A 20622-nucleotide genomic window follows, 5' to 3' on the forward strand; every position below is an offset into this window, starting at 1 on the left:
TTTAGTGCGCTTTAAATGGATTGGAGAACCTGACATCGTTGATCATCTCATGGTCGGTCAGGGTATGCAGGAACGCGATAATAGCTTTTTTATCCTGGTCCGGAATATTCATCTGCATCGGCTGACCATTTTGCTGGCGTAGGCGCGGATCGAGGTTGGGATGGTCCTCTATGCCGTGGCTGTAGTGGTTGATCACCTCATCCAGCGTTGCAAATCTTCCATCGTGCATGTAGGGTGCCGTGAGCGCAACATTCCGCAGTGAAGGGATCCTGAACTTACCGGCATCGGCGGCACGCCTCGTTACATTTTCAAGGCCCGGGTCGGCGTATTGGGCATCCAGCCCGATGTTTGAAAATGTTCCGGCAAACACATACCCATGCGTGCTCTGAACCTGGTGACAGGCATTGCAGTCATAAACACTTTGAAACAGGTTTTGCCCCTGTAGCTCCAGTGCTGAAAGTCGGTCCTTACCCTTGATAAGCCGGTCCAGCTTAGTATCGGTGGCTGTGATGTTGATCAGAAAACTAGTGAGCGCTTCTGCGATTTTTTCTGTGGTGACCTCTTCACTTCCATAGGCTTTCTGAAAGAGGTCTTTATAGTATGGAATGTCAGATAACTTTTGTGAGAGCTTGTTCATGTCACGAATGCCCATCTCCACATGGTTTACCACAGGCTTCAATACCATGGAGCGCAGGTTGTTCTCGCGGCCGTCCCAGAACAGAACGGACTGACCACCTATAAAGGAGTTATCGTTGATCTTGGGCAGCGAAATATCGCCCTCCATGATCCCGCCACCGATGGTAAAGATATTGGACTGGAGATTCTGAATAGGCATGGCGTTGCGGCTGGTAAGCACGTTCTCAAATCCCTTGCTGAAGGCAGCATTATCGGCGAAAGCCAAAGACTGTTTGTGACAGGTGTTGCATGACATGGAGTTGTTCACCGACAGCTGCCGGTCATAAAAAAGCACACGCCCCAGTGTAGCGATATGATTGTTTGTGCTGGCCTTGTACGTGTAAGGAGTTTCCGGGAGGTCGAGATAAGCAGTGGTCTTGAGCTGTGAATCGTCTGTGGCGCAGGCATAGCACAAAATGACAAGCGCAGCTGCGGAAAGGAGGGTAAGAAGTCTGATTTTCATATCCGAGGGTTCTTGGTTTAGGACCTGTTCAAGGTTTTAGACACTCCAATCGCTGGAACCGTTGTGAAGCGACCGTTGGTTTTTTAAAGATACGATAAGAAAGGAGGAGAGAGAATCTGTCAACCTGTCATTTTTTTGCTGTTGGAATATTATTTGAAACCCGGCCGTGGCGAATTATTATCAAAAAAACCGGACAACTATGGCAGAAACACTCGAAAAAGGCACCATTTCCATCCACACCGAGAACATATTTCCCATCATCAAGAAGTTCCTCTATTCCGATCACGAGATCTTTTTGCGGGAGCTGGTCTCCAATGCGGTTGATGCCACACAGAAGCTCAAAAAGCTGGCTTCCCTGGGCGAGTTCAACGGCGAGCTGGGCGACCTGACCATCGAGGTGAGTTTCGATAAAGACAAAAAAACCATCACCGTCAGCGACAAGGGTATCGGCATGACCGCCGACGAGGTAAAAAAATACATCAACCAGATCGCTTTCTCCGGCGCTGCCGAATTTGTTGAAAAATTCAAAGACAAGGCAGACGGAAAAGATATCATCGGCAAGTTTGGACTGGGCTTCTATTCCTCGTTCATGGTTGCCGATAAAGTAGAGATCATCTCCCGCTCGTTCAAAGCGGCAGAACATGAAGCCGCCCGCTGGGAATGCGACGGCTCAACAGAATTTTCATTGTCAGCCGCCTCCAAAGCCGCGCGTGGCACAGACGTGATCCTCTATATCAACCAGGAGTCAGAAGAATTTCTGGACGAGTGGCGCATCAAAGGTATTCTGGAGAAATACTGCAAGTTCCTGCCGGTACCGATCAAGTTCGGAACAAAAGACGAAAGTGTAGAAGATGGTACCGACGCCGAAGGCAAGCCGAAATTCAAGACCGAAAAGAAAGACCGGATCATCAACAACCCCGAGCCGCTCTGGACCAAATCGCCGAACGAGCTCAAGGACGAAGATTACCTCAAATTCTATAAAGAGCTGTATCCTTTTTCGGAAGATCCGCTGTTCTGGATCCACCTGAATGTGGACTATCCTTTCACTTTGACAGGCGTGCTGTACTTCCCGAAAGTGAAGAACGACTTCGAAGTAAATAAGAACAAGATCCAGCTTTACTCACGCCAGGTGTTCATTACCGACGAAGTGAAGGATGTTGTGCCCGATTTCCTCATGCTGCTGCACGGCGTGCTCGATTCTCCTGACATTCCGCTGAACGTTTCGCGCAGTTATCTGCAATCAGACGCCAACGTGAAAAAGATCAGCCAGCACATCACCAAAAAGGTAGGCGACAAGCTGCAGGAGCTTTTCAAAAAAGACCGCAAAGACTTCGAGAAGAAGTGGAACGACATCAGCATCTTCGTGAAGTACGGAATGATCAGCGACGAGAAGTTCTACGACCGCGCCAAAGAGTTTGCGATGTTCAGGAACGTAGACGATCAGCACTTCACCTTCGAAGAATACAAGGAGAAGGTAAAACCCACCCAGACCGACAAGGATGAGAACCTGACGTATCTCTACGCCTCGGACAAAGGCAAGCAGCATGCGTTTATCGAGGCCGCTAAAAATAAAAGTTATGATGTGCTGCTCTTCGACGGTGTGCTGGACAGTCATTTCATCAACACGCTGGAGCAGAAGCTCGAAAAGACTCAGTTCAAACGGGTTGACAGCGACACAGCAGATAAGCTCATTGTAAAGGACGAGAAGGTTGAAAGTGTGCTGAGCAAGGATGACGAGCAGGCGGTTAAGTCTATCTTCGAAAAGGCCATCAACAACAAGAGCATGACCGTTTCCATCGAAGCGATGGCGCCGCAAGACCTGCCGGTGTTCATCACCATGAGCGAATTTATGCGCCGGATGAAAGATATGGCAAAAGTAGGTGGCGGCGGAGCTTATGGATTCATGGGCAACATGCCTGACGCTTACAACGTCTCCATCAACGGCAACCACCCGATCATCCAGAAGATCCTGAGCGCTGCTGATGAAGATCAGAAGAGCAGGCTGGCAAAACAGGCCTATGACCTGGCACTGCTGTCGCAGAACATGCTCACCGGGCAAGATCTTACTAACTTTATCAAACGCAGCGTAGACCTGGTGTCGTAAACGACGGAATACCGTTCACGCAAAGAAATCGCAAAGTTGTGAAGCAGTCTACCAGAACCAGCGGCAGTAACGTTTCGCACTAACTACTAAGCTTTGCGGCCTTGGCGCTTCTTGGCGGTCTTTGCGTGAACCTGCATTCCTTTGCGTGGACCTGCATTTACGTGAACCCTGCGGGCTATACTTTTTTTTATTTATTTTCGTTCTGGAGAATCATCGAAGGATTTTTATGCGTCTCAAATTAGTTTTTCTGGCTGGTATGATCGTCTGGTCGGGTCACCTGCTGGCCCAGGAGCAGGGCGAGGAGCAACAGGACGAACGTTTTACCATTGACACGCCCGTGGTGCTCGACTTCGAAGAAAAAGAAGAAGCCCCGGAAAAGAAAAAAAAGAAACCCAAGAAGAAAGTTTTCTACGGCATCAAAACCAAGAAGGGATTCACCCGGAAGGGTTATGGCGACCGTGTTACCTACGAGATCTTCTTTTTCCTGAAAAAACCCGAAATGCCTCAGACGTTTGTGCGCGACCTGTACTGGTTCGACTTCAGGACCAAAGAGATCAGGGTCACCAGCCCGCAATCTTTCGATAGCAAATACGGCGTGCTGCTGCATGGGCCGTACAAAAAAACCCAGGGCAACGTGGTGCTGCAGGAAGGCATTTATTACAAGGGCACTAAACATGGCCGCTGGCTCAGCTACTCGCGCGACAGCGTGCTCACCAACAAGGAAAAATACTTCAGGGGCTGGCCCAAAGAATCGCTGGTAAGCTATTACGATCCGTCTGAACGCAAAAAGATGAAGGAGATCACGCCGATAGAGTACGGTGAAAAGGAAGGCTACTACTACCGCTTCTATGAAAATGGCCAGATGGCAGTGTCAGGCGAATACCAGTGGGACCAACGCATCGGCGACTGGACGGAGTACTACCCCAACAAAAGGCGCAAGAAGATCATCGCCTACCCTAAAAAGCCATTCGAAAGCGACGCCAAACCCTTCATCAGGGCCGAATGGAACGACAAAGGCAAGGAGATCTATAGGAATAATAAGATGGCAAACTGAAATCAGTAGGCAGTAGACAATGGGCAGTTGACAACGTTTGGACTGAAATTCACTGTCTGGCTGTCGATTTAAAAGGTCCATAGCCCATCGTCGATGGTCCATGGCAGCGAGGAATAAAACATCACAATCGGAGTTTACTATTTCAAATTGCACTACAGGGCCATGGTCTATGGACTATTGACTATGGACCTCCTCACAGCGCAAAGCTAACAGCTCGTACCTAGTAAAAGATGGCGTCTTCGAAGTGGACTATCTCCACTTCCACTCCCAGCTTTATAGAAATGATGTCAAACCGCACATGGCCCTGCCAATCGGTGCTGAAGATGAATTCTCCGGCTGCTTCGTACATCTTGCGTACCTTGAGATCGTCCACGAAGTCTTCGGGTTCGCCGTAGTGGGCTGAGCTTCGTGTTTTCACCTCCACGAACAGGAGCCAGTCATCGCGCTTCACGATCAGGTCGATCTCGGCATGTTTATGCCGGTAGTTGCGGGCAACGATGTCGAATCCCTTCTTCAGGAGATATTCTGCGGCCATATTCTCGCCTTTGCTGCCGGTTTCAATTGTATCGCTCATGCAAAAGTGATTACCTTTGAAATTGAATTTACAATTTATGTCAACGACCAAAAAATATATCGAGGGGTTTACCCGGCAACTGGCGGATGCGTTAAAGATAGGTCAATCGCTCGACCTGGTGCGACCTGGCAGCGACATCCGCAACGTTGTGATCGCCGGCATGGGTGGCTCGGGCATCGGCGCCAACCTGGTTGAATCGCTCACCTTCGGAAGAATACCTTTCCCCATCACCGTCTGCAAAAGTTACAACATCCCCCAGTTTGTGAGCCCGCATACGCTTTTTGTAGCCAGCTCGTACAGCGGGAACACCGAAGAGACCATCGCCGCGCTGAACAAGGCCCTGCTCAAACGTGCCCAATGCATCGTGATCGCCTCGGGCGGCAAGATCCTCGACATCGCCCGCGAGTATAACCTGTTCTATATCCAGCTTCCCGCAGGCTCTGAAAGTCCACGGGCCATGCTGGGTTACAACATGGTAGCCCTCATGTCGTTGCTGTACCATACCAACCTGATCGGCGCCGCCTTTATCAAGGAAACGGAAAACGCCATCGAATACCTCGACCGTGGTGAAAAGGGCATCCAGTCTGAAGCGGAGCTCATCGCCAAAAAACTGAAGGGAAAGCTGCCCGTGATCTACTGCGATAACCGGTTGTTTGCCATGGCGCTGCGTTTTCAGCAGCAGCTGAACGAGAACGCCAAACAGATCGCCCACGTGAACACGTTCCCCGAGATGAACCACAACGAGCTGGTGGGCTGGCGATTCCCTGAAAACCTGATGCCGATGCTGCAGGTCATCTACCTGTACTCCGACCACGACCACGAACGGGTTGAAAAACGCATGGAGATCTGCCGCGATATCTTTGAAAAGCGGTCTAACCCCATCATCGACGTGATCGGCGAAGGTGCATCCCTGCTCGAGCAGTACTATTACCTGATACACCTCACCGATTGGATCTCGTACTACCTCGCCAAAGAGAACGGCGTGGAACCAGACCCTGTGGAATCTATCCAGTACCTGAAATCAGAGCTCGAGAAGGTCAAGTAGAACTTGTTTTTGGTCTCTTTCGTTGTAACTTTAAGAAGAAAACAAAATTGTAGCCTATGAAAGCTCCGATGAGTGAACTGGCGCGCAGGATACTGGCCGATCGGGAGTTGTCCAAAAAACTGATGATCGCCATCCAGTCTGAAAGGCGCAACCCCGATGACGTTGAAGGAAGGACCATCGTCGTTGACGGCAAAAGGCTGACGCTCACGCGTGCAACCGCCATTTACAAGTAAAGTGCATTTCCGGTCCCGATGAGTCTGGTCTTCGGTTCTCTCCTCCTGTTTATTCTCATCTCTCCCGGGCTTCTGTTCCGTTTTTCGTATCTCCAGGGCACGTATGCCAAGCTTACCTTCAAAGTATCGGCCGTAGAAGAGATCTTTTGGGCGCTGGTGCCGGCCTTCTTTCTGCAGCTGCTGGGCATCGAGCTGATCGTGCTGCTCACGTCGTATCACATCAGGCTTGATATTGTTTATCAGCTGATCAACGGCAACGGGGATGTCGATTTCAGGTTGGTAGAACAGAACCTGGTGGCGTTCATGGCCTACATGATCGTGATCAACCTGGTGGCTATTGCGCTGGGTGTGATGGTTCGCGAGGCTGTCAGAAAATATAAGCTCGACCTGCGTTTCAGGTTCCTGCGACTGGGCAACGAATGGCATTACCTGTTCAGCGGCGAGATCCTTTACCCTGGCAGAAAGACCGCACCTGAATCCATCTTCATGATCCAGATCGATGTGGTGGTAAATTCAAGCGAAGGCGATATCATCTACTGCGGAACGCTGGAAGATTTCTACCTGTCGAAGGATAATGGCCTGGACCGGATCTACCTCAGGAACGTATACCGAAGGAACCTGAAAGACGACCTCGACCTTGGCCAACCCAATGTCGGGTACCTGAAGCGTTATGAGGATGAACGTTATTATGCCATGCCGGGCGATCTGTTCGTGGTCACGTACGACAAGATCGTGAACATCAACGTGACCTACATCACGCTGGAGGAGACCGTGCGTAAATTTGATTGGGATGAATCAGGTGCTGAATAAAGAAACGAATTTTATAGACCTCGGACCTATCGATTATAAAGCCGGGTGGGATTACCAGGCGGCACTCTTCGACAAGATCCTGGCCGTAAAAACATACAACCGGAATTCACCCGGGCAGGAAAAAGCTACCGATAATTACCTGTTGTTCTGCGAGCATCCGCATGTGTTCACGCTTGGGAAAAGTGGCGATGAGAACAACCTGCTCGTTCAGAAAGATGACCTGCACACCATTCAGGCGTCTTATTATCACATCAACCGCGGTGGCGATATCACGTATCACGGCCCTGGGCAGATCGTTGGATACCCCGTGATCGACCTGGAGAATTTCTTCACGGACATTCACAAGTACCTGCGGCTGCTCGAAGAAGCAGTGATCCTCACGTTGCGGGAGTACGGTGTGGATGCCGGTCGTATTGCAGGCCTTACCGGCGTCTGGATCGATGCCGGTGACGAGAAAAAAGCACGCAAGATCTGCGCGTTGGGTGTGAAGACCAGCCGGTGGGTAACCATGCACGGTTTCGCTTTTAATATCAACACAGACCTGCGATATTTCGACTACATTGTTCCCTGCGGCATTAACGACAAGGCTGTAACGTCGTTGGAAAAAGAGCTGGGCCAGAAACAGGACCTGGAAGCAGTGAAGATCATCCTGAAACAAAAAATTGCAGAACTATTTGGAATGGCGCTGATATGATCAAAGACATCGAAATACCGGAAGTTAAGAATGTGACGCTAGCCGTAGCCCGGAAAAAGAATATCGGTGAGAGCGACGAGTGGAAGGTGTACCTGATCAACAACAACGACCACCCCATTGAAAACACGCTGGTCTCCAGCAAGGGATACGGGGAGAAAGACGGCGAGCAACAAAGGACTTCTATTCTCAGGCATTTTCTTGAAACTGTGCCCGCCAACAGCATCGCGTTGATCGAGCCCATAGACCCGGCAGTGTTCCACCTTAACAATGAATACTGGGTGAGCTATTACATCGGCAGTCAGATCTTCGACAAACGTTTTGTCTTTGTTCCGGATACGATCTGCGAAGAGAACATTTCGTTCATCAAGGAGCTTGAAATGGAGGGCGTGCTCCATTCATGAACTCACACGTTTGTTCAAAAGATGCCACCCGTCTCGAACGTAATTCTTTAGTGGCGCTGGCATGTGGCCTTACAAATCCGTACTTTAACTCTTGAATTGAGAGATGATCCAGGAACTTCGCGATATACTTTTTGTAGACATTGAAACTGTAGCCTCCACGCCTGATTACGGAACGCTTACTGAAAGGATCAAAACGCAGTGGGCACGCAAAGCAGGATTCTTCAAACGGGACTCCGGCCAGACGGATGAAGCGCTCTTTCACGAGAGAGCAGGCATCTATGCAGAGTTCGGCAAAGTGATCTGCATTGCTGTTGGAAAATTCTTCGACCATGAATCGGGCGAGCTCGGACTAAAAACGAAAATTTATGCCGGGCACGACGAAAAGGCGTTGCTGACAACATTCAAATCCATGCTCGAAAAAATGGATTCTTCCACACTACGCTTCTGTGCCCACAACGGAAAAGAGTTCGATTATCCGTACCTCTGCAGGAGAATGCTCATCAACGGCATTCCCTTGCCTCCGGTGCTGAACCTCTCCGGAAAAAAAGCGTGGGAAGTGCAGCACCTCGATACGCTCGAGCTCTGGAAGTTTGGCGACCACAAGAACTACACTTCGCTCGACCTGCTGGCTGCTATTTTCGACATCCCCTCCAGCAAGAACAACATCGACGGAAGTCAGGTAAACCACGTCTATCACCAAGAGCAGGGCCTTGACAGGATCAGCGAATACTGCCGTGGCGATGTTGTTGTACTGGCACAATTATTTTTGAAACTAAAAGGTTACCCGCTCATTGCCGACACCCATATTGTAACCGCTTAACCTACCGTATGAGCAAAAAGAAAAAAGAACAACGCTCGAAAAGCAAAAAGAAAAAAACCAAAGACCAGGCTGGAAAACTCCGCTCGGCTATCCTGGCTTTATTAGAAGAAACCGCAGGCCGCGGTCTGAGCCTGAAGCACATCATTAAGAAGACCGGTATCAAGAAAAAAGAAGATATCAAAAAGGCAGGAAGTTTTATAGACGACCTGCTCGAAAAAGAAAAGATCAAACAGCTCAGCAATGGCTATTATGTGAGCACCCGCGCAGCCGAAGAACATACCGGCGTGGTTGACCATGTGAGCTCGCGCTTTGCCTATGTGAACATCGGCAGCGAAGAAGATATATTCATCAAGTCGGGCGACCTCGGCTCTGCCGTAGATGGCGACACTGTAAAAGTTGCCATCTTCGCCACGCGTCACGGCGAGCATCCTGAAGGTAAAGTGACAGAGATCGTCAAGCGCAACAGAACTCGTTTCGTAGGCAAGATCGAGGTCTCGAAAAACTACGCCTTCGTGGTGGCCGACTCGCGCAAGATCCACCAGGACTTTTTCATCTACCCGGAGCATATCAACAACGCGAAGACCGGTGACAAGGTGATCGTTGAAGTGATCTCCTGGGCTGAAGATGACCGCAAGCCCGAAGCCAAGGTGGTGGAGATCCTGGGCAAAGCCGGCGAGAACGAAGCCGAGATCCACTCCATCATGGCCGAGTTCGACCTGCCCTTCCGTTTCCCGGAAACCGTTGAACGCGAGTCGCAGAAGATCGAAGAAGGCATCACCCGCGAAGAGATCAAAAAACGCCGGGACTTCAGAGACGTCAGCACCTTCACCATTGACCCCGAAGATGCCAAGGATTTTGACGATGCCCTGTCATTCCGCAGGCTTGACAATGGACACTATGAGATCGGCGTACACATTGCCGATGTCACTCACTACGTGCAGCCCAACTCTGCGCTGGAGCGGGAAGCGTATGACCGCGCCACATCGGTTTACCTCGTAGACCGCACCATTCCCATGCTGCCTGAAAAATTGTCTAACGAGCTCTGCTCACTCAGGCCGAACGAAGACAAGCTCACGTTCGCCGCCGTGTTCGAAATGGACGAAAGAGGAAAGATATACGACGAGTGGTTCGGACGCACCATCATCCACTCCGACAAACGGTTCACCTACGAAGAAGCACAGCAGGTGATCGAAACCGGTTTAGGTCCCTTCGTGGAAGAGCTGATCATTCTGAACGATCTTGCCAAAAAGCTGCGCAAGGAAAGGTTCTCCAAAGGAGCCGTGAACTTCGAGACCACCGAGGTGAAGTTCAAGCTCGACCCGAAAGGCAAACCCCTGGCGGTGATCCCCAAGGTGAGAAAAGATGCGCACAAGCTCATCGAAGAGTTCATGCTGCTGGCCAACAAGCAGGTGGCCACCTTTGTGTACAACTACAAAAAAGGAAAAGAGAAGAATACCTTCGTTTACCGGATCCACGATTTCCCCGATCCTGATAAAGTGAAAGACTTTGCGCTGTTCGCGAAACAGTTCGGCCACAGAATGAATGTGGAAGAGACCAGCATCAGCCGTTCGCTGAACAAGCTCATGGAAGAGATCGAAGGCAAACCCGAGCAGAACGTGCTGGAGCAGCTGGCCATCCGCACCATGGCGAAAGCGAAATACTCCACCGACGCCAAAGGACACTTCGGCCTTGCCTTCAATCACTACTCGCACTTCACGTCACCCATCAGGCGATACCCCGACATGATGGTTCACCGCCTGCTTCAACATTACCTGGACGACGGTAAACCCGCGAACAAAACCGAGTACGAAGAACGCTCTGTACACTCGTCTGAACGGGAGAAACGCGCCGCCGATGCCGAGCGGGCATCCATCAAATACAAGCAGGTGGAGTTCATGACGTATGCCGAGAACAAAGTTTATGAAGGGCTGATCTCCGGCGTTACCGAGTGGGGCATTTATGTGGAGATCATCGACACCAAGTGTGAAGGTATGATCAGGATGTCTGACATGAACGACGACTTCTATGAATTCGATGAGAAGCGATACCGCATTGTTGGCCGCAGAGCCAAAAAAGTTTACACGCTGGGCGACAAAATAACGGTGCGCGTGAAGAAGACCGATATCGACAGGAGGTTGATCGACCTCGTGTTCGCGAAAAATGACACCCCGGAACCTGACGAAGATTAGAACCCATGCCCCCACTGAAGAACTATCAGCAATGGATCGAGCTTGAAATAAAAAAACAACGGTACGGCAAACAGCCGCCCTCCTTGTATGAACCTATCCGTTACCTGATGCACCTGGGCGGCAAACGCCTCAGGCCGATGCTCACCCTGCTTTCTTATTCACTTTTCAGAGATGATGTGCGACGGGCCGTTCCCGTAGCCGTAGCCGTTGAAGCCTTCCACAACTTCACGCTCATGCATGACGACATCATGGACAAAGCTCCCTTGCGGAGGGGCAAACCCACGGTACACGAAAAATGGAACGTGAACACTGCCATCCTTTCGGGCGATGTGATGCTCGTGAAAGTGTACGATATGTTCCTGCAGCTGGAGCCCGAAACCCTGAAGACCGTGCTCGGTCCTTTTAATCAGTGCGCGGCGGAAGTATGCGAAGGGCAACAGTGGGATATGGATTTTGAAACCACCAGCCGTGTAACTGAGGCGCAATATATTAACATGATCAGGCTCAAAACGGCAGTGCTGCTCGGTTTCAGCCTCGAGCTGGGTGCCATTCTTGCTGGCGCTGGCGAAGAAGACCGCAAGGCCTTGCGCGAGTTCGGCACCAACATCGGCATCGGGTTTCAGCTGAAAGACGATGTGCTCGACGCCTATGCCGATCCGAAAAAATTCGGCAAGCAGGTGGGTGGCGACATCATCGCCAATAAAAAAACATTTCTGCTCATCCAGGCCCTTCAAAAAGCAAAAGGAAAAACAAAAGCCGAGCTCACGCGCTGGCTGGCTGCTCAAAAGTTCAGGAAACAGGAAAAAGTAAATGCTGTCAAAGCCATCTATGATCAGCTGGGCGTTGCAGCAAGCGCCGAAAAAAAGATCGATCATTTTTTCACGAAAGGATTCAAAAGCCTTGAGGGTGTGCGTGGCAATGAAGCTGCGAAGGACCTGTTGAAGAATTTCACACAAGCGCTCATCGAAAGGCAATCTTAACCCACCCGACTCGCTGCGCTCGTCACCCTCCCTACTACGTAGGGAGGGTGTAAAAAAGTATAGCATTTTGACGGAAAAGAGGAAGAAAGCTGTGGGGCAATTTTTGTAATTTCCGTATAAAAACAAGCCGGAAATTATGATCTCGTCTTTGACCACCCAGCAGATCGCTGCTTACCACCGCGATGGCTATCTGATTCTTGAGGGCTTTTTCCTCAAGGCTGAAGTTGACAAGTTATACCGCACCGCCCTTGAAGACGATGCCATGAAAAAGAACGCCCTCGATCTCAACGATCAGACGGGCAAGAAGACAAAACTTTCGTTGTGGTTCACACCCGGCAACGACGTATTCGGCTACATGACCCGGAGCAGAAGGATGATCAGCGTCATCAAACCACTGCTCGACAGCGATTCACCTGTCTGTCATTTTCACTCCAAGCTTATGCAGAAAGAGCCACGGGTGGGTGGCGCCTGGGAGTGGCACCAGGATTACGGCTATTGGTATAAGAACCAGTTCATGTTCCCTGACCAGCTCATCAGCGTGATGGTGGCGCTCACGGAAGCAACAAAACAGAATGGTTGCCTCCAGGTGATCAAAGGTTCGCACAAGCTAGGCAGGGTAAACCACGGATTTGCCGGAGAACAGGTGGGTGCAGACATGGTGATGGTGAACAATGCGCTGAAGACCATGCCCCTGGTATATAGTGAGCTCAAACCTGGCGATGCGCTGATCTTTCACAGCAATCTGCTGCACCGTTCGGAAGCCAATCTTTCTGACCGGCCCCGCTGGTCTGTCATCTCATGTTACACATCTCAATCCAACCTTGCTTACAACGAGACTTCCACCGCATGGAAAGTGCCCGTTGATATTGTACCCGATGAAGCCATCCTGGAGTGGGAAGCCGAGTCGCTCTCCAACGCAGACTTCCTCAAAAAAGAAAATGATCCTGCGCTGAAGGAGACCGGTTGGGAAAAACAAGTCAATTGAGTCCAACCCACCCGACTTGACCCACCCCGCCCTCCCTACTGCGTAGGGAGGGTCAAATTTTATACGGGAGGACTTTTCCTGTAAATGCGATCCCTGTATATTACTCCAATAATATATAACCTATACCGATGAAACTACCGATCCGTGTTCAGCTCTCACTCATGATGTTTTTACAATTTTTTGTCTGGGGCGCCTGGTACGGACAGATGGGCAAGTACCTGACCAACCAGCTCGCTGCTTCAGGCGACCAGGTGGGCTTTGCGTACGCTGCGTTCTCCGTTGCCATGATCGCCGCTCCGTTCTTTGTGGGCATGCTGGCCGACCGATACTTTGCCGCACAGAAAGTGCTGGGCATATTGAATCTTTCCGGCGCAGCGCTGCTCTTCTTCCTCACACAGATCCAGGATCCGGATGTGTTCATCGTGGTAATGCTTCTTTACTGTCTCACGTTTGCGCCTACCATCGCGCTGACCAGCTCCATCTCCATGCGGCAAATGACCAATCCTGAAAAGGAGTTTCCGGCCATCCGCGTTTTTGGTACCATATCATGGATTGTTGTGGTAAACATTGTTGGCTTTATGGGCGTGGGCGATCAGGTCACCATCTTCCAAATCTCCATGATCGCGGCAGCGCTGTTAGGCATCCTGGCATTTTCCCTGCCCAATACACCGCCCTTGTCAACGGGGCCTGTTACGTTCGGGCAGATCGTGGGCAAGGATGCGTTTGTGCTCTTTAAAGACAGGTCGTTTACCGTTTTCTTTTTCTCGTCTATTCTCATCTGCATTCCGCTGTCATTCTATTACGCATGGGCCAACTCGTCATTGACGGATGGGTACATCAGGGCGTTCCCTGCGGCCGATCCCAACAGCTTTAACATCGAGAACAAGATGTCGCTGGGGCAGGCCTCTGAAGTGATCTTCATGCTGCTGCTTCCCCTTGCCTTCAGAAAACTGGGCGTGAAGAAGATCCTCATTATCGGCCTGATAGCCTGGATCATCCGTTTCCTCTTTTTTGGTTATGGAACGGCCGATACTTCCGCGTGGATGTTGTACGCAGCCATTCTGCTGCATGGCGTGTGTTACGACTTCTTCTTCGTTACCGGAATGATCTACACCGATCTAAAAGCAGGCGACAAGATCAAGTCGCAGGCACAGGGTCTGATCTCCATTGCAACGTATGGCATTGGTATGTTCATAGGCTCGGTGATCGCGGGCAAGGTGAAGGACCTTTATTCCGTTGGCAAGCCGGTTGTCACCAACTGGACCAACGTGTGGCTTGTTCCTGCCGGTATCGCCGCCGTTGTGCTGATCCTGTTCTTCCTGTTCTTCCGCGAAAACGGAAAAACCTCAACCTCAAAAACCTAGAACCCAGAATCCAGATACTTTCTACCACTTAAATAATTACCAGATCATGAAAATAGCCATGCTTGGTTCCGGCTTCATCGGAAGATTTTACGCCGACTCGCTTCAGGGTTACAGAAGCAAAGACAAGATCGTTACCATTTACTCCCGCAGAGAAGAAAGCGCGAAGAAATTTGCGACAGATTACAAAGTGCCCTTCGCCACCACCAACATGGAAGAAGCCATCAACCGCCCTGAAGTGGAGGTGGTTTGTATCTCCCTGCCCAACAACCTGCACGAAGAGGCTGTGATGCTTTGCTGTAAACACAAAAAGGCCGTGATCACCACCAAGCCGCTGGGAAGAAACGGAGCCGAAGCCAAACGGATGCTGGAAGCGGTGGAGAAAGCCGGCATCTTCAACGGCTACCTGGAAGACCTTGTGTACACCCCGAAGTTCCTGAAGGCGCTCGATAGTGTGAAGAATGGCGCGCTCGGCAGGATCCTCTGGGCAAAATCGCGCGAGACACATCCTGGCCCACACAGCGACTGGTTCTGGGACCTGGAGCAGGCAGGAGGCGGATGTATCCTGGACCTCGGCTGCCATTGCGTGGAGATAGCCCGCAGCTACATCGGCAAAGACATTAAACCCGTGGAGGTGATGTGCTGGGCCGATACACAGGTGAAACCCATCGACGCTGAAGACCACGCCATCGGCCTTGTGAAATATGAGAACGGTGCCATCGGTCAGTTCGAAGTAAGCTGGACCTTCCGCGGCGGGCTCGACCTTCGCGATGAAGTGATGGGCACCGAAGGAACCATCTGGTTGAACAGCTTTTTAAGAACAGGCTTCGAAATGTTTACCACCGGCAAAGGTGGCGACTACATCGCCGAAAAAGCAGAGAGCAATTCGGGCTGGCTGTTTCCCGTGGGCGATGAGCTGAACGAGCTCGGTTATAACCACATGTTTGCCGATATGTTCAATGCGATGGAGAATGGAACACAGCCCAAAGAAACTTTTTACGATGGTTATGTAGTAAACGCGGTACTGGATGCCGCCTATAAATCGGCCAAAACAAAACAGTGGGAGCCTGTGCAGCTCGAAGTGTGGCGTGGAAGGACCGGCGTCAGCAAAGACAGCCACCTGCAGGAATACGACAAAGACCATTACCTGGTGAAAGAAGAGGTAACGCATTATGGTGCGAAGAAGGTGATCTTGAAGAATAAGAAATCGGGCAAGATTTCGGAGAAAGTCTTGTCATGAGAAAAGGAGTAAGAAGTAAGTAGTAAGGAGGGGGAGGATGTATACAACTCAAGATGGTACCCCGGACATGAGTCGCTACATCAAGCGCTCCTTACTCCTTGCTTCTTACTCCTGGCTCCTTTTTATCCCTACAGTTTCGTTAGAGGGACAGGTGTCGATAACCTGACCTTGTACCGGTAGTTCCCCTTAAAGTACTCCTGCATCTTTAACACCTCTCTTGAGCGTTTGCTGATCCAGAAGATGGCCCAGTTGCCTTCGCCGTAATCGATCTTCATTTTCCAGCAGGCGATCTCCTGATTGTCGGAGCCGTGGATCTTCTCCGAACCAACGATCTTATACTCGTAATACTTCGGTGCGGGTCCTCCGGGGTGGTAGAAATTGATCAGGAAGCGCTGTCCTTCTTTTTTGATGGGCAACGTGCTGAATACCTCCAGGTCGAGCTCCCAGTTCAACGTGGCAACGGGCGTCTCCACACGCAGGTCTTTCTTGTCATTGACTTCTACGGAATCGGCACCGGTGATCTGTTTCGTGGTGAAATTAAAGGCCCCCGTACCCCGTGTGCTTTTGGTGTAGTGATACAATGGCTGAAAGTTGCGCTTTTGACTGATCGAGTAAACATACCGGTTAAATGTGGTATCGCTGCTGTACCATCGCTGCTCGATCTCGATCACATCGTTTCCCTGGTGTTGTTTGAAGCGCACCTGCCGGTTCCAAAGGGATTGGCCGGTGATCTTTTGTTTTTTAGGATTTTCAAAATAGACCAGATACTGGTGCAGGCCTTCTTTCAGGTAAGACATGTCGAGATCGTTATCCGCAAGACGGATGGTGTCCGCCTGTGCCGATACTTCAGCGCATGCTACTATCAGCAGAAGTGTTTGTAATAAAAGTCGTTTCATGTTTTAAGTTTTTGGCAAGAACGGCAATGCCATGACCTGGGATCTGAAAAATCCATACAATGCATCAGCCAGCTTGCGTAATTGGCCCGCCGGTCAAGCATTTTAATCCATGATGTATTTTGTGTGATCCGTTGAATATTTTTACAGATCGGTAGAATAATTCCGGCGATTGCCGTGGCAAGCCCGTACTTTATAACACTATGCGCGTTAAAAGCTTCCTGAGCGAAAAGAAGATCCTCCTGCTTCACCTTTCCTTCTGGCTGTTGTATTTCTCTTACAGGGTGTATGACATGGAAGCTTACCTGGGCTATCGGAAGGCCATCCTCTATGTGAGCCTTCCGATGGCGTTCAACATCATGGCCTGTTACCTTCATTATTTCTTTATCCTTCCAAACTGGTTGAAAGACAAAAGGCCCGCGCCTTATTTCCTGAAGTTGCTGCCGCTGATCGCCATTGTGATCACGCTGCGGTTGCATGCCGAGAACCTGGTGTTTGCCGACCTTTTCCGTAATGAAGCCTACTACAAGACCATTAAACCCGAGCGGGTGGTGAGCACGTTGTGGGATACGCTCTCGTTCCTGTTGTTTACCGGCATGATCCGGTTCACCGTCAACTGGTTCGACCTGGAGAACAAACGCAATCAGCTTGAAAATGAAAAGCTGGTGGCGGAGCTCAATTACCTGAAGGCACAGATCAACCCGCACTTTCTGTTCAACACCCTGCACAACCTGAACTACCTTGTGTATTCAGGCTCGGCACGGGCAACGGATGTGATCATCAGGCTCTCGAACATCATGCGCTACATGATCTATGATGCCAACAAAGAAAAAGTGCTGTTGAAAAAAGAAATAGAATACATGAATGATTACATTCACCTGGAGAGCATCCGGCTGAACCAGGCCTTCAAGATCAATTTTTATACGGAAGGCGATCCACAACAGGTGGAGGTGGCCCCGCTGATCATGCTCACGTTCCTGGAGAATGCTTTTAAACACGGCGTGAGCGACCAGGAGGAGAAATGCTGGATCGATGTAAGGATCGTGATCACTGACGACACCATACGGTATGATGTATCAAACAAAAAGCTGAAGATGGCCAACAAGAACCTCAGGTCAGGATTCGGCCTCGACAATGTGAAGAAAAGATTGCAGCTGAGCTACCCGGCAAAACACCGGCTGGTGATCACTGACCAGGACGACCTGTTCAGCATCTCTTTGACCCTGAACCGCGCATGATCCGCTGCCTGGTAATAGATGATGAGCCTTATGCGCGCGAGCTCCTGAGCGAGTTCATCGCCAAGCTTCCCAACCTGAAGCTCGAAGGAGCCTACTCTAGCGCGCTCGGTGCGTTGCCGTCGCTGAGCAAAAAAACCGTGGATGTTATTTTCCTGGACATCCAGATGCCCGATATCTCCGGCATCGACTTTCTGAAAACCCTTGATAAAAGACCGTGTGTGATCTTCACCACAGCGTTTTCAGAATACGCCCTCGAAGGTTTTGAGCTCGACGTGGTGGATTACCTGCTGAAACCTTTCGACTTCAACCGCTTTCTGAAAGCTGTGAACAAACTTACGCTGCGCCTGGAAAAAAGTGGTCCGGTCTATCCCGCGGAAAAAACGCAGGGCCGTCCGGATTTTATTTTCGTAAAGGATGGCAGCAAGCTGGTGAAGGTGGAGCTGAAAAACATTTTGTTCATCAAAGGCACCCGCGAGTATGTTACCATCTATACCCGCGACAAAAAGATCATGAGCCTGCAGACCTTGAAAAACCTCGAGACCGAGCTGCCTCCGGAATTCATCCGGGTGCATAACTCTTACATCGTCTTCATTCCTTCCGTGGGCACCATCAGCAAAAACGAGCTCGAGATCGAAGGCGAGATCATTCCCATCGGCATCACCTACAAAAAGAATTTCCTGGACCGCATCAGAACTTATTTCCCCGGAAAGGATTTTGGCGAGTAGTTACCGTTTACGTTCATACGCCTGAAAAATGGTGGCGAAAGCTTTGCTCAGCTGCTCACGTGAGTATTTTTTTTCAGCGAGATTTCGTGAAGCTTGCTGGTAGGCCTTTAGCAGCTCGGGCGATTCCACGAACGGCGAAATGCCTGTTACAAAAGCCTGCGGGGTTGGCGCGTAAATACCGCAGTTGTTTTCGATCTCGTCTCTGATCCATCCCCCGAAATTCACAACGATGAGCTTACCAGCAGCGAGGCCATCGAAATATTTATTGGGCGAACCAGTCTCCAACACCGGCACGGGCTGATAGCTGATGAACGAAGCATCGGTAACGCTCAGGATCTCGCGCACGCCGTCACGATGGGTAAAGGGCAAAATGGTGAGGTTCCTGAGCTTCCGCCGCTCCGCTTCCTGCTGCAGGTGACCCAACATGGCGCCGGCACCGCATAAGAGAAAATGAATGGATAGCTTCGTCTCCTGGCTTGCCGCCGCGCATTGCAAAAAACGATCGAGGCCATTAGCGATACCCAAGGCTCCTGTGTAAGACACTACAAATTTTCCTTCCACGCCAAACTTCCGCTGTAGCGAAGGGTCTTTATCCACAGGTTTAAAAAAATCCGTATCGCCCATGTTGGGGATGAGGTGGATTTTTTTGCCCGGTACTTTTTGCGCGATGGCCGATTGAATGGCCGGAGATAAAGCCACGATGGAGTCAGCCGAGCGGTAGATGTTTTTTTCAAGCCGGTATAACATATTACAGAACCACCTGTTCCTGATAAAACCCATCTGCACCGGCGCGTCGGGCCACAGATCGCCCACTTCAAAAATGAACGGGATGCCAAATCGCTTTTGAATGCGTTTCGCAGCCAGCCCTATCGTGAGCGGAACAGACATGGCGTAGCAAACATCTGCGTCCCTGAATTTTGCCGCCAGCTTTACTGCGCCCAGCAGATACCTGATAAAAGAAACGCTGCGCCGGTAAAATCCATAACGGTTCTCATAAGCCACCGCCAGATAGTGCACCTCAATACCTTCAACGTTTCTGACCCGGTAGCCCTGACCGTTATAGCCGGTGATCACCACCACCTGCATGCCCTGGCTTACAAGGGCTTTGGCCAGGTAATACGACCTGATGGCACCACCCTCTGCGGGCGTGTTAAAATGCTGGTGCAGGAGCAGGACTTTCATGATGTAAATAAAAGAAATCAGGGGAAGGAATCAGCTTTCTGGCGGGCGCCATTTGAAACTTTTGACAAAGGGTTTCTTAACCATAAAGGTTTTTCTTATAATAGCTAGTAAACAACTTCCAAGCCTGGAGACATTGCACCTCCACAACTTTGAACTTTAAACTTCTAACTTGAAACTTTAAATCTTAAACTTTAAACTAACTCATATGATCCGGATCTTCGTATGCGCACTGGCGCTCATGCTGACCTCGTTGGTGGGGTTTTCACAAAAAAAATTGTTCAACGGCAAAGACCTCACCGGCTGGAAGGTTTACGGAACTGAAAAGTGGTTTGTGGAGAATGGTGACCTGGTTTGTGAAAGCGGTCCTGACAAACAGTATGGCTACCTGGCCACTGATGCCGAGTTCAAAGACTTTGAGATCACGCTTGAGTTTAAGCAGGAATCGAACGGCAACAGCGGTGTGTTTTTCCACAGCTCTATTGATGGAACAAAGATCACCGGCTGGCAGGCAGAGGTGGCGCCGCTGAACCGCAGCACTGGGGGTATTTATGAGTCGTATGGCCGGGGTTGGCTGATCAAACCCGATGCTGAAAAGGAGAAATACCTGAAAGAAGGCGAATGGAATAAGATGACCGTCCGTGTAAAGGGAGATAATGTTACAACCTGGCTTAACGGACAGGAGATGATTACCCTGAAAGATGAAAAAATCGGTTCAAGCAATGGCAAAATTGCCCTGCAGATCCACGATGGAGGTGGCGTCAGGGTACGCTGGCGCAACATCCGGGTTCAGAAATTATAATGATTACTGGCGTTTCGGCTGCGTATTGCGTGAATAGCTGAGGATATTGAGCACGGTGGCAGCGGAAGGCTGCAACTGTGCTTCATCCATCTCCTTCATCATCGAGCACAGGTCGTTGTATAACGCCATCAGGTCATTGTCGCAGATCAACGCTTTG

Annotated in this window: 21 protein-coding genes; 16 read left to right on the forward strand and 5 right to left on the reverse strand. The window is 50.4% G+C overall.

Annotation, left to right across the window (positions count from 1 at the left end; genetic code table 11):
- Position 1: 1 nt before the first annotated feature.
- Positions 2-1138, reverse strand: a complete 1137-nt coding sequence (locus tag KK083_RS10190) for a cytochrome-c peroxidase (RefSeq protein ID WP_254163098.1) — start codon at positions 1136-1138, stop codon at positions 2-4.
- A 199-nt stretch (positions 1139-1337) separates the two neighbouring features.
- Here KK083_RS10190 and htpG point away from each other — a divergent pair, with 199 nt between their 5' ends.
- Together htpG and KK083_RS10200 are read left to right on the forward strand one after the other, a co-directional pair.
- A complete protein-coding gene (gene htpG / locus KK083_RS10195) occupies positions 1338-3242 on the forward strand; it encodes a molecular chaperone HtpG (protein ID WP_254163100.1) in 1905 nt (634 codons plus the stop codon).
- Positions 3243-3468: 226 nt separating this feature from the next.
- Positions 3469-4296, forward strand: a complete 828-nt coding sequence (locus KK083_RS10200; protein ID WP_254163102.1) for a toxin-antitoxin system YwqK family antitoxin — start codon at positions 3469-3471, stop codon at positions 4294-4296.
- A gap of 220 nt (positions 4297-4516) precedes the next feature.
- On the opposite strand, the gene KK083_RS10205 is transcribed toward KK083_RS10200, so the two are convergent.
- Positions 4517-4870, reverse strand: a complete 354-nt coding sequence (locus KK083_RS10205) for a YraN family protein (RefSeq protein WP_254163104.1) — start codon at positions 4868-4870, stop codon at positions 4517-4519.
- 37 nt (positions 4871-4907) lie between these two features.
- On the opposite strand from KK083_RS10205, the gene KK083_RS10210 reads away from it, so the two are divergent.
- The 11 genes from KK083_RS10210 to KK083_RS10260 all read left to right on the forward strand — a co-directional run bounded on the left by KK083_RS10210 (position 4908) and on the right by KK083_RS10260 (position 15628).
- Positions 4908-5915 carry a bifunctional phosphoglucose/phosphomannose isomerase gene (locus KK083_RS10210; RefSeq protein WP_254163106.1) on the forward strand — a complete coding sequence of 336 codons (1008 nt, stop codon included), beginning with the start codon at positions 4908-4910 and terminating at the stop codon, positions 5913-5915.
- Positions 5916-5971: 56 nt separating this feature from the next.
- Positions 5972-6148, forward strand: coding sequence for a hypothetical protein (locus KK083_RS10215; protein WP_254163108.1), 177 nt, complete (start codon positions 5972-5974; stop codon positions 6146-6148).
- Between the two features lie 18 nt (positions 6149-6166).
- Positions 6167-6958 (forward strand): hypothetical protein, encoded by a 792-nt coding sequence (locus KK083_RS10220; RefSeq protein ID WP_254163110.1) that lies wholly within the window; start codon positions 6167-6169, stop codon positions 6956-6958.
- Positions 6939-7652 carry a lipoyl(octanoyl) transferase LipB gene (lipB, locus tag KK083_RS10225; RefSeq protein WP_254163112.1) on the forward strand — a complete coding sequence of 238 codons (714 nt, stop codon included), beginning with the start codon at positions 6939-6941 and terminating at the stop codon, positions 7650-7652. The genes KK083_RS10220 and lipB overlap by 20 nt, the downstream gene beginning before the upstream one ends.
- Entirely contained in the window at positions 7649-8053 is a 405-nt protein-coding gene (locus KK083_RS10230) for a hypothetical protein (RefSeq protein ID WP_254163114.1), read from the forward strand. The genes lipB and KK083_RS10230 overlap by 4 nt, the downstream gene beginning before the upstream one ends.
- A gap of 103 nt (positions 8054-8156) precedes the next feature.
- Entirely contained in the window at positions 8157-8873 is a 717-nt protein-coding gene (locus tag KK083_RS10235; RefSeq protein ID WP_254163116.1) for a 3'-5' exonuclease, read from the forward strand.
- 8 nt (positions 8874-8881) lie between these two features.
- Positions 8882-11062 (forward strand): ribonuclease R, encoded by a 2181-nt coding sequence (gene rnr / locus KK083_RS10240; RefSeq protein WP_254163118.1) that lies wholly within the window; start codon positions 8882-8884, stop codon positions 11060-11062.
- Positions 11063-11067: 5 nt separating this feature from the next.
- Positions 11068-12042 carry a polyprenyl synthetase family protein gene (locus KK083_RS10245; protein ID WP_254163120.1) on the forward strand — a complete coding sequence of 325 codons (975 nt, stop codon included), beginning with the start codon at positions 11068-11070 and terminating at the stop codon, positions 12040-12042.
- Between the two features lie 136 nt (positions 12043-12178).
- A complete protein-coding gene (locus tag KK083_RS10250; protein WP_254163122.1) occupies positions 12179-13027 on the forward strand; it encodes a phytanoyl-CoA dioxygenase family protein in 849 nt (282 codons plus the stop codon).
- A 128-nt stretch (positions 13028-13155) separates the two neighbouring features.
- A complete protein-coding gene (locus KK083_RS10255) occupies positions 13156-14391 on the forward strand; it encodes an MFS transporter (protein ID WP_254163124.1) in 1236 nt (411 codons plus the stop codon).
- A 43-nt stretch (positions 14392-14434) separates the two neighbouring features.
- Positions 14435-15628 (forward strand): Gfo/Idh/MocA family protein, encoded by a 1194-nt coding sequence (locus KK083_RS10260; protein WP_254163251.1) that lies wholly within the window; start codon positions 14435-14437, stop codon positions 15626-15628.
- Positions 15629-15756: 128 nt separating this feature from the next.
- On the opposite strand, the gene KK083_RS10265 is transcribed toward KK083_RS10260, so the two are convergent.
- Complete coding sequence (locus KK083_RS10265) at positions 15757-16524, reverse strand: DUF3108 domain-containing protein (RefSeq protein ID WP_254163126.1); 768 nt, start codon at positions 16522-16524, stop codon at positions 15757-15759.
- 200 nt (positions 16525-16724) lie between these two features.
- Between KK083_RS10265 and KK083_RS10270 the strand changes: the two genes are divergently transcribed.
- A complete protein-coding gene (locus KK083_RS10270) occupies positions 16725-17759 on the forward strand; it encodes a sensor histidine kinase (RefSeq protein ID WP_254163128.1) in 1035 nt (344 codons plus the stop codon).
- Entirely contained in the window at positions 17756-18484 is a 729-nt protein-coding gene (locus KK083_RS10275; protein WP_254163130.1) for a LytR/AlgR family response regulator transcription factor, read from the forward strand. The genes KK083_RS10270 and KK083_RS10275 overlap by 4 nt, the downstream gene beginning before the upstream one ends.
- On the opposite strand, the gene KK083_RS10280 is transcribed toward KK083_RS10275, so the two are convergent.
- Positions 18485-19666, reverse strand: a complete 1182-nt coding sequence (locus tag KK083_RS10280) for a glycosyltransferase family 4 protein (RefSeq protein ID WP_254163132.1) — start codon at positions 19664-19666, stop codon at positions 18485-18487.
- A gap of 238 nt (positions 19667-19904) precedes the next feature.
- On the opposite strand from KK083_RS10280, the gene KK083_RS10285 reads away from it, so the two are divergent.
- Positions 19905-20465: a 3-keto-disaccharide hydrolase gene (locus KK083_RS10285; RefSeq protein ID WP_438834720.1), complete on the forward strand. Its 561-nt coding sequence runs from the start codon at positions 19905-19907 to the stop codon at positions 20463-20465.
- Between the two features lie 3 nt (positions 20466-20468).
- Here the strand turns inward: KK083_RS10285 and KK083_RS10290 are convergent, their stop codons facing one another.
- Complete coding sequence (locus KK083_RS10290; protein WP_254163136.1) at positions 20469-20615, reverse strand: hypothetical protein; 147 nt, start codon at positions 20613-20615, stop codon at positions 20469-20471.
- Between the last annotated feature and the right edge of the window lie 7 nt (positions 20616-20622).

The sequence above is a fragment of the Chryseosolibacter histidinae genome, from assembly GCF_018598225.1.
Classification (GTDB): domain Bacteria; phylum Bacteroidota; class Bacteroidia; order Cytophagales; family Cyclobacteriaceae; genus Chryseosolibacter; species Chryseosolibacter histidini.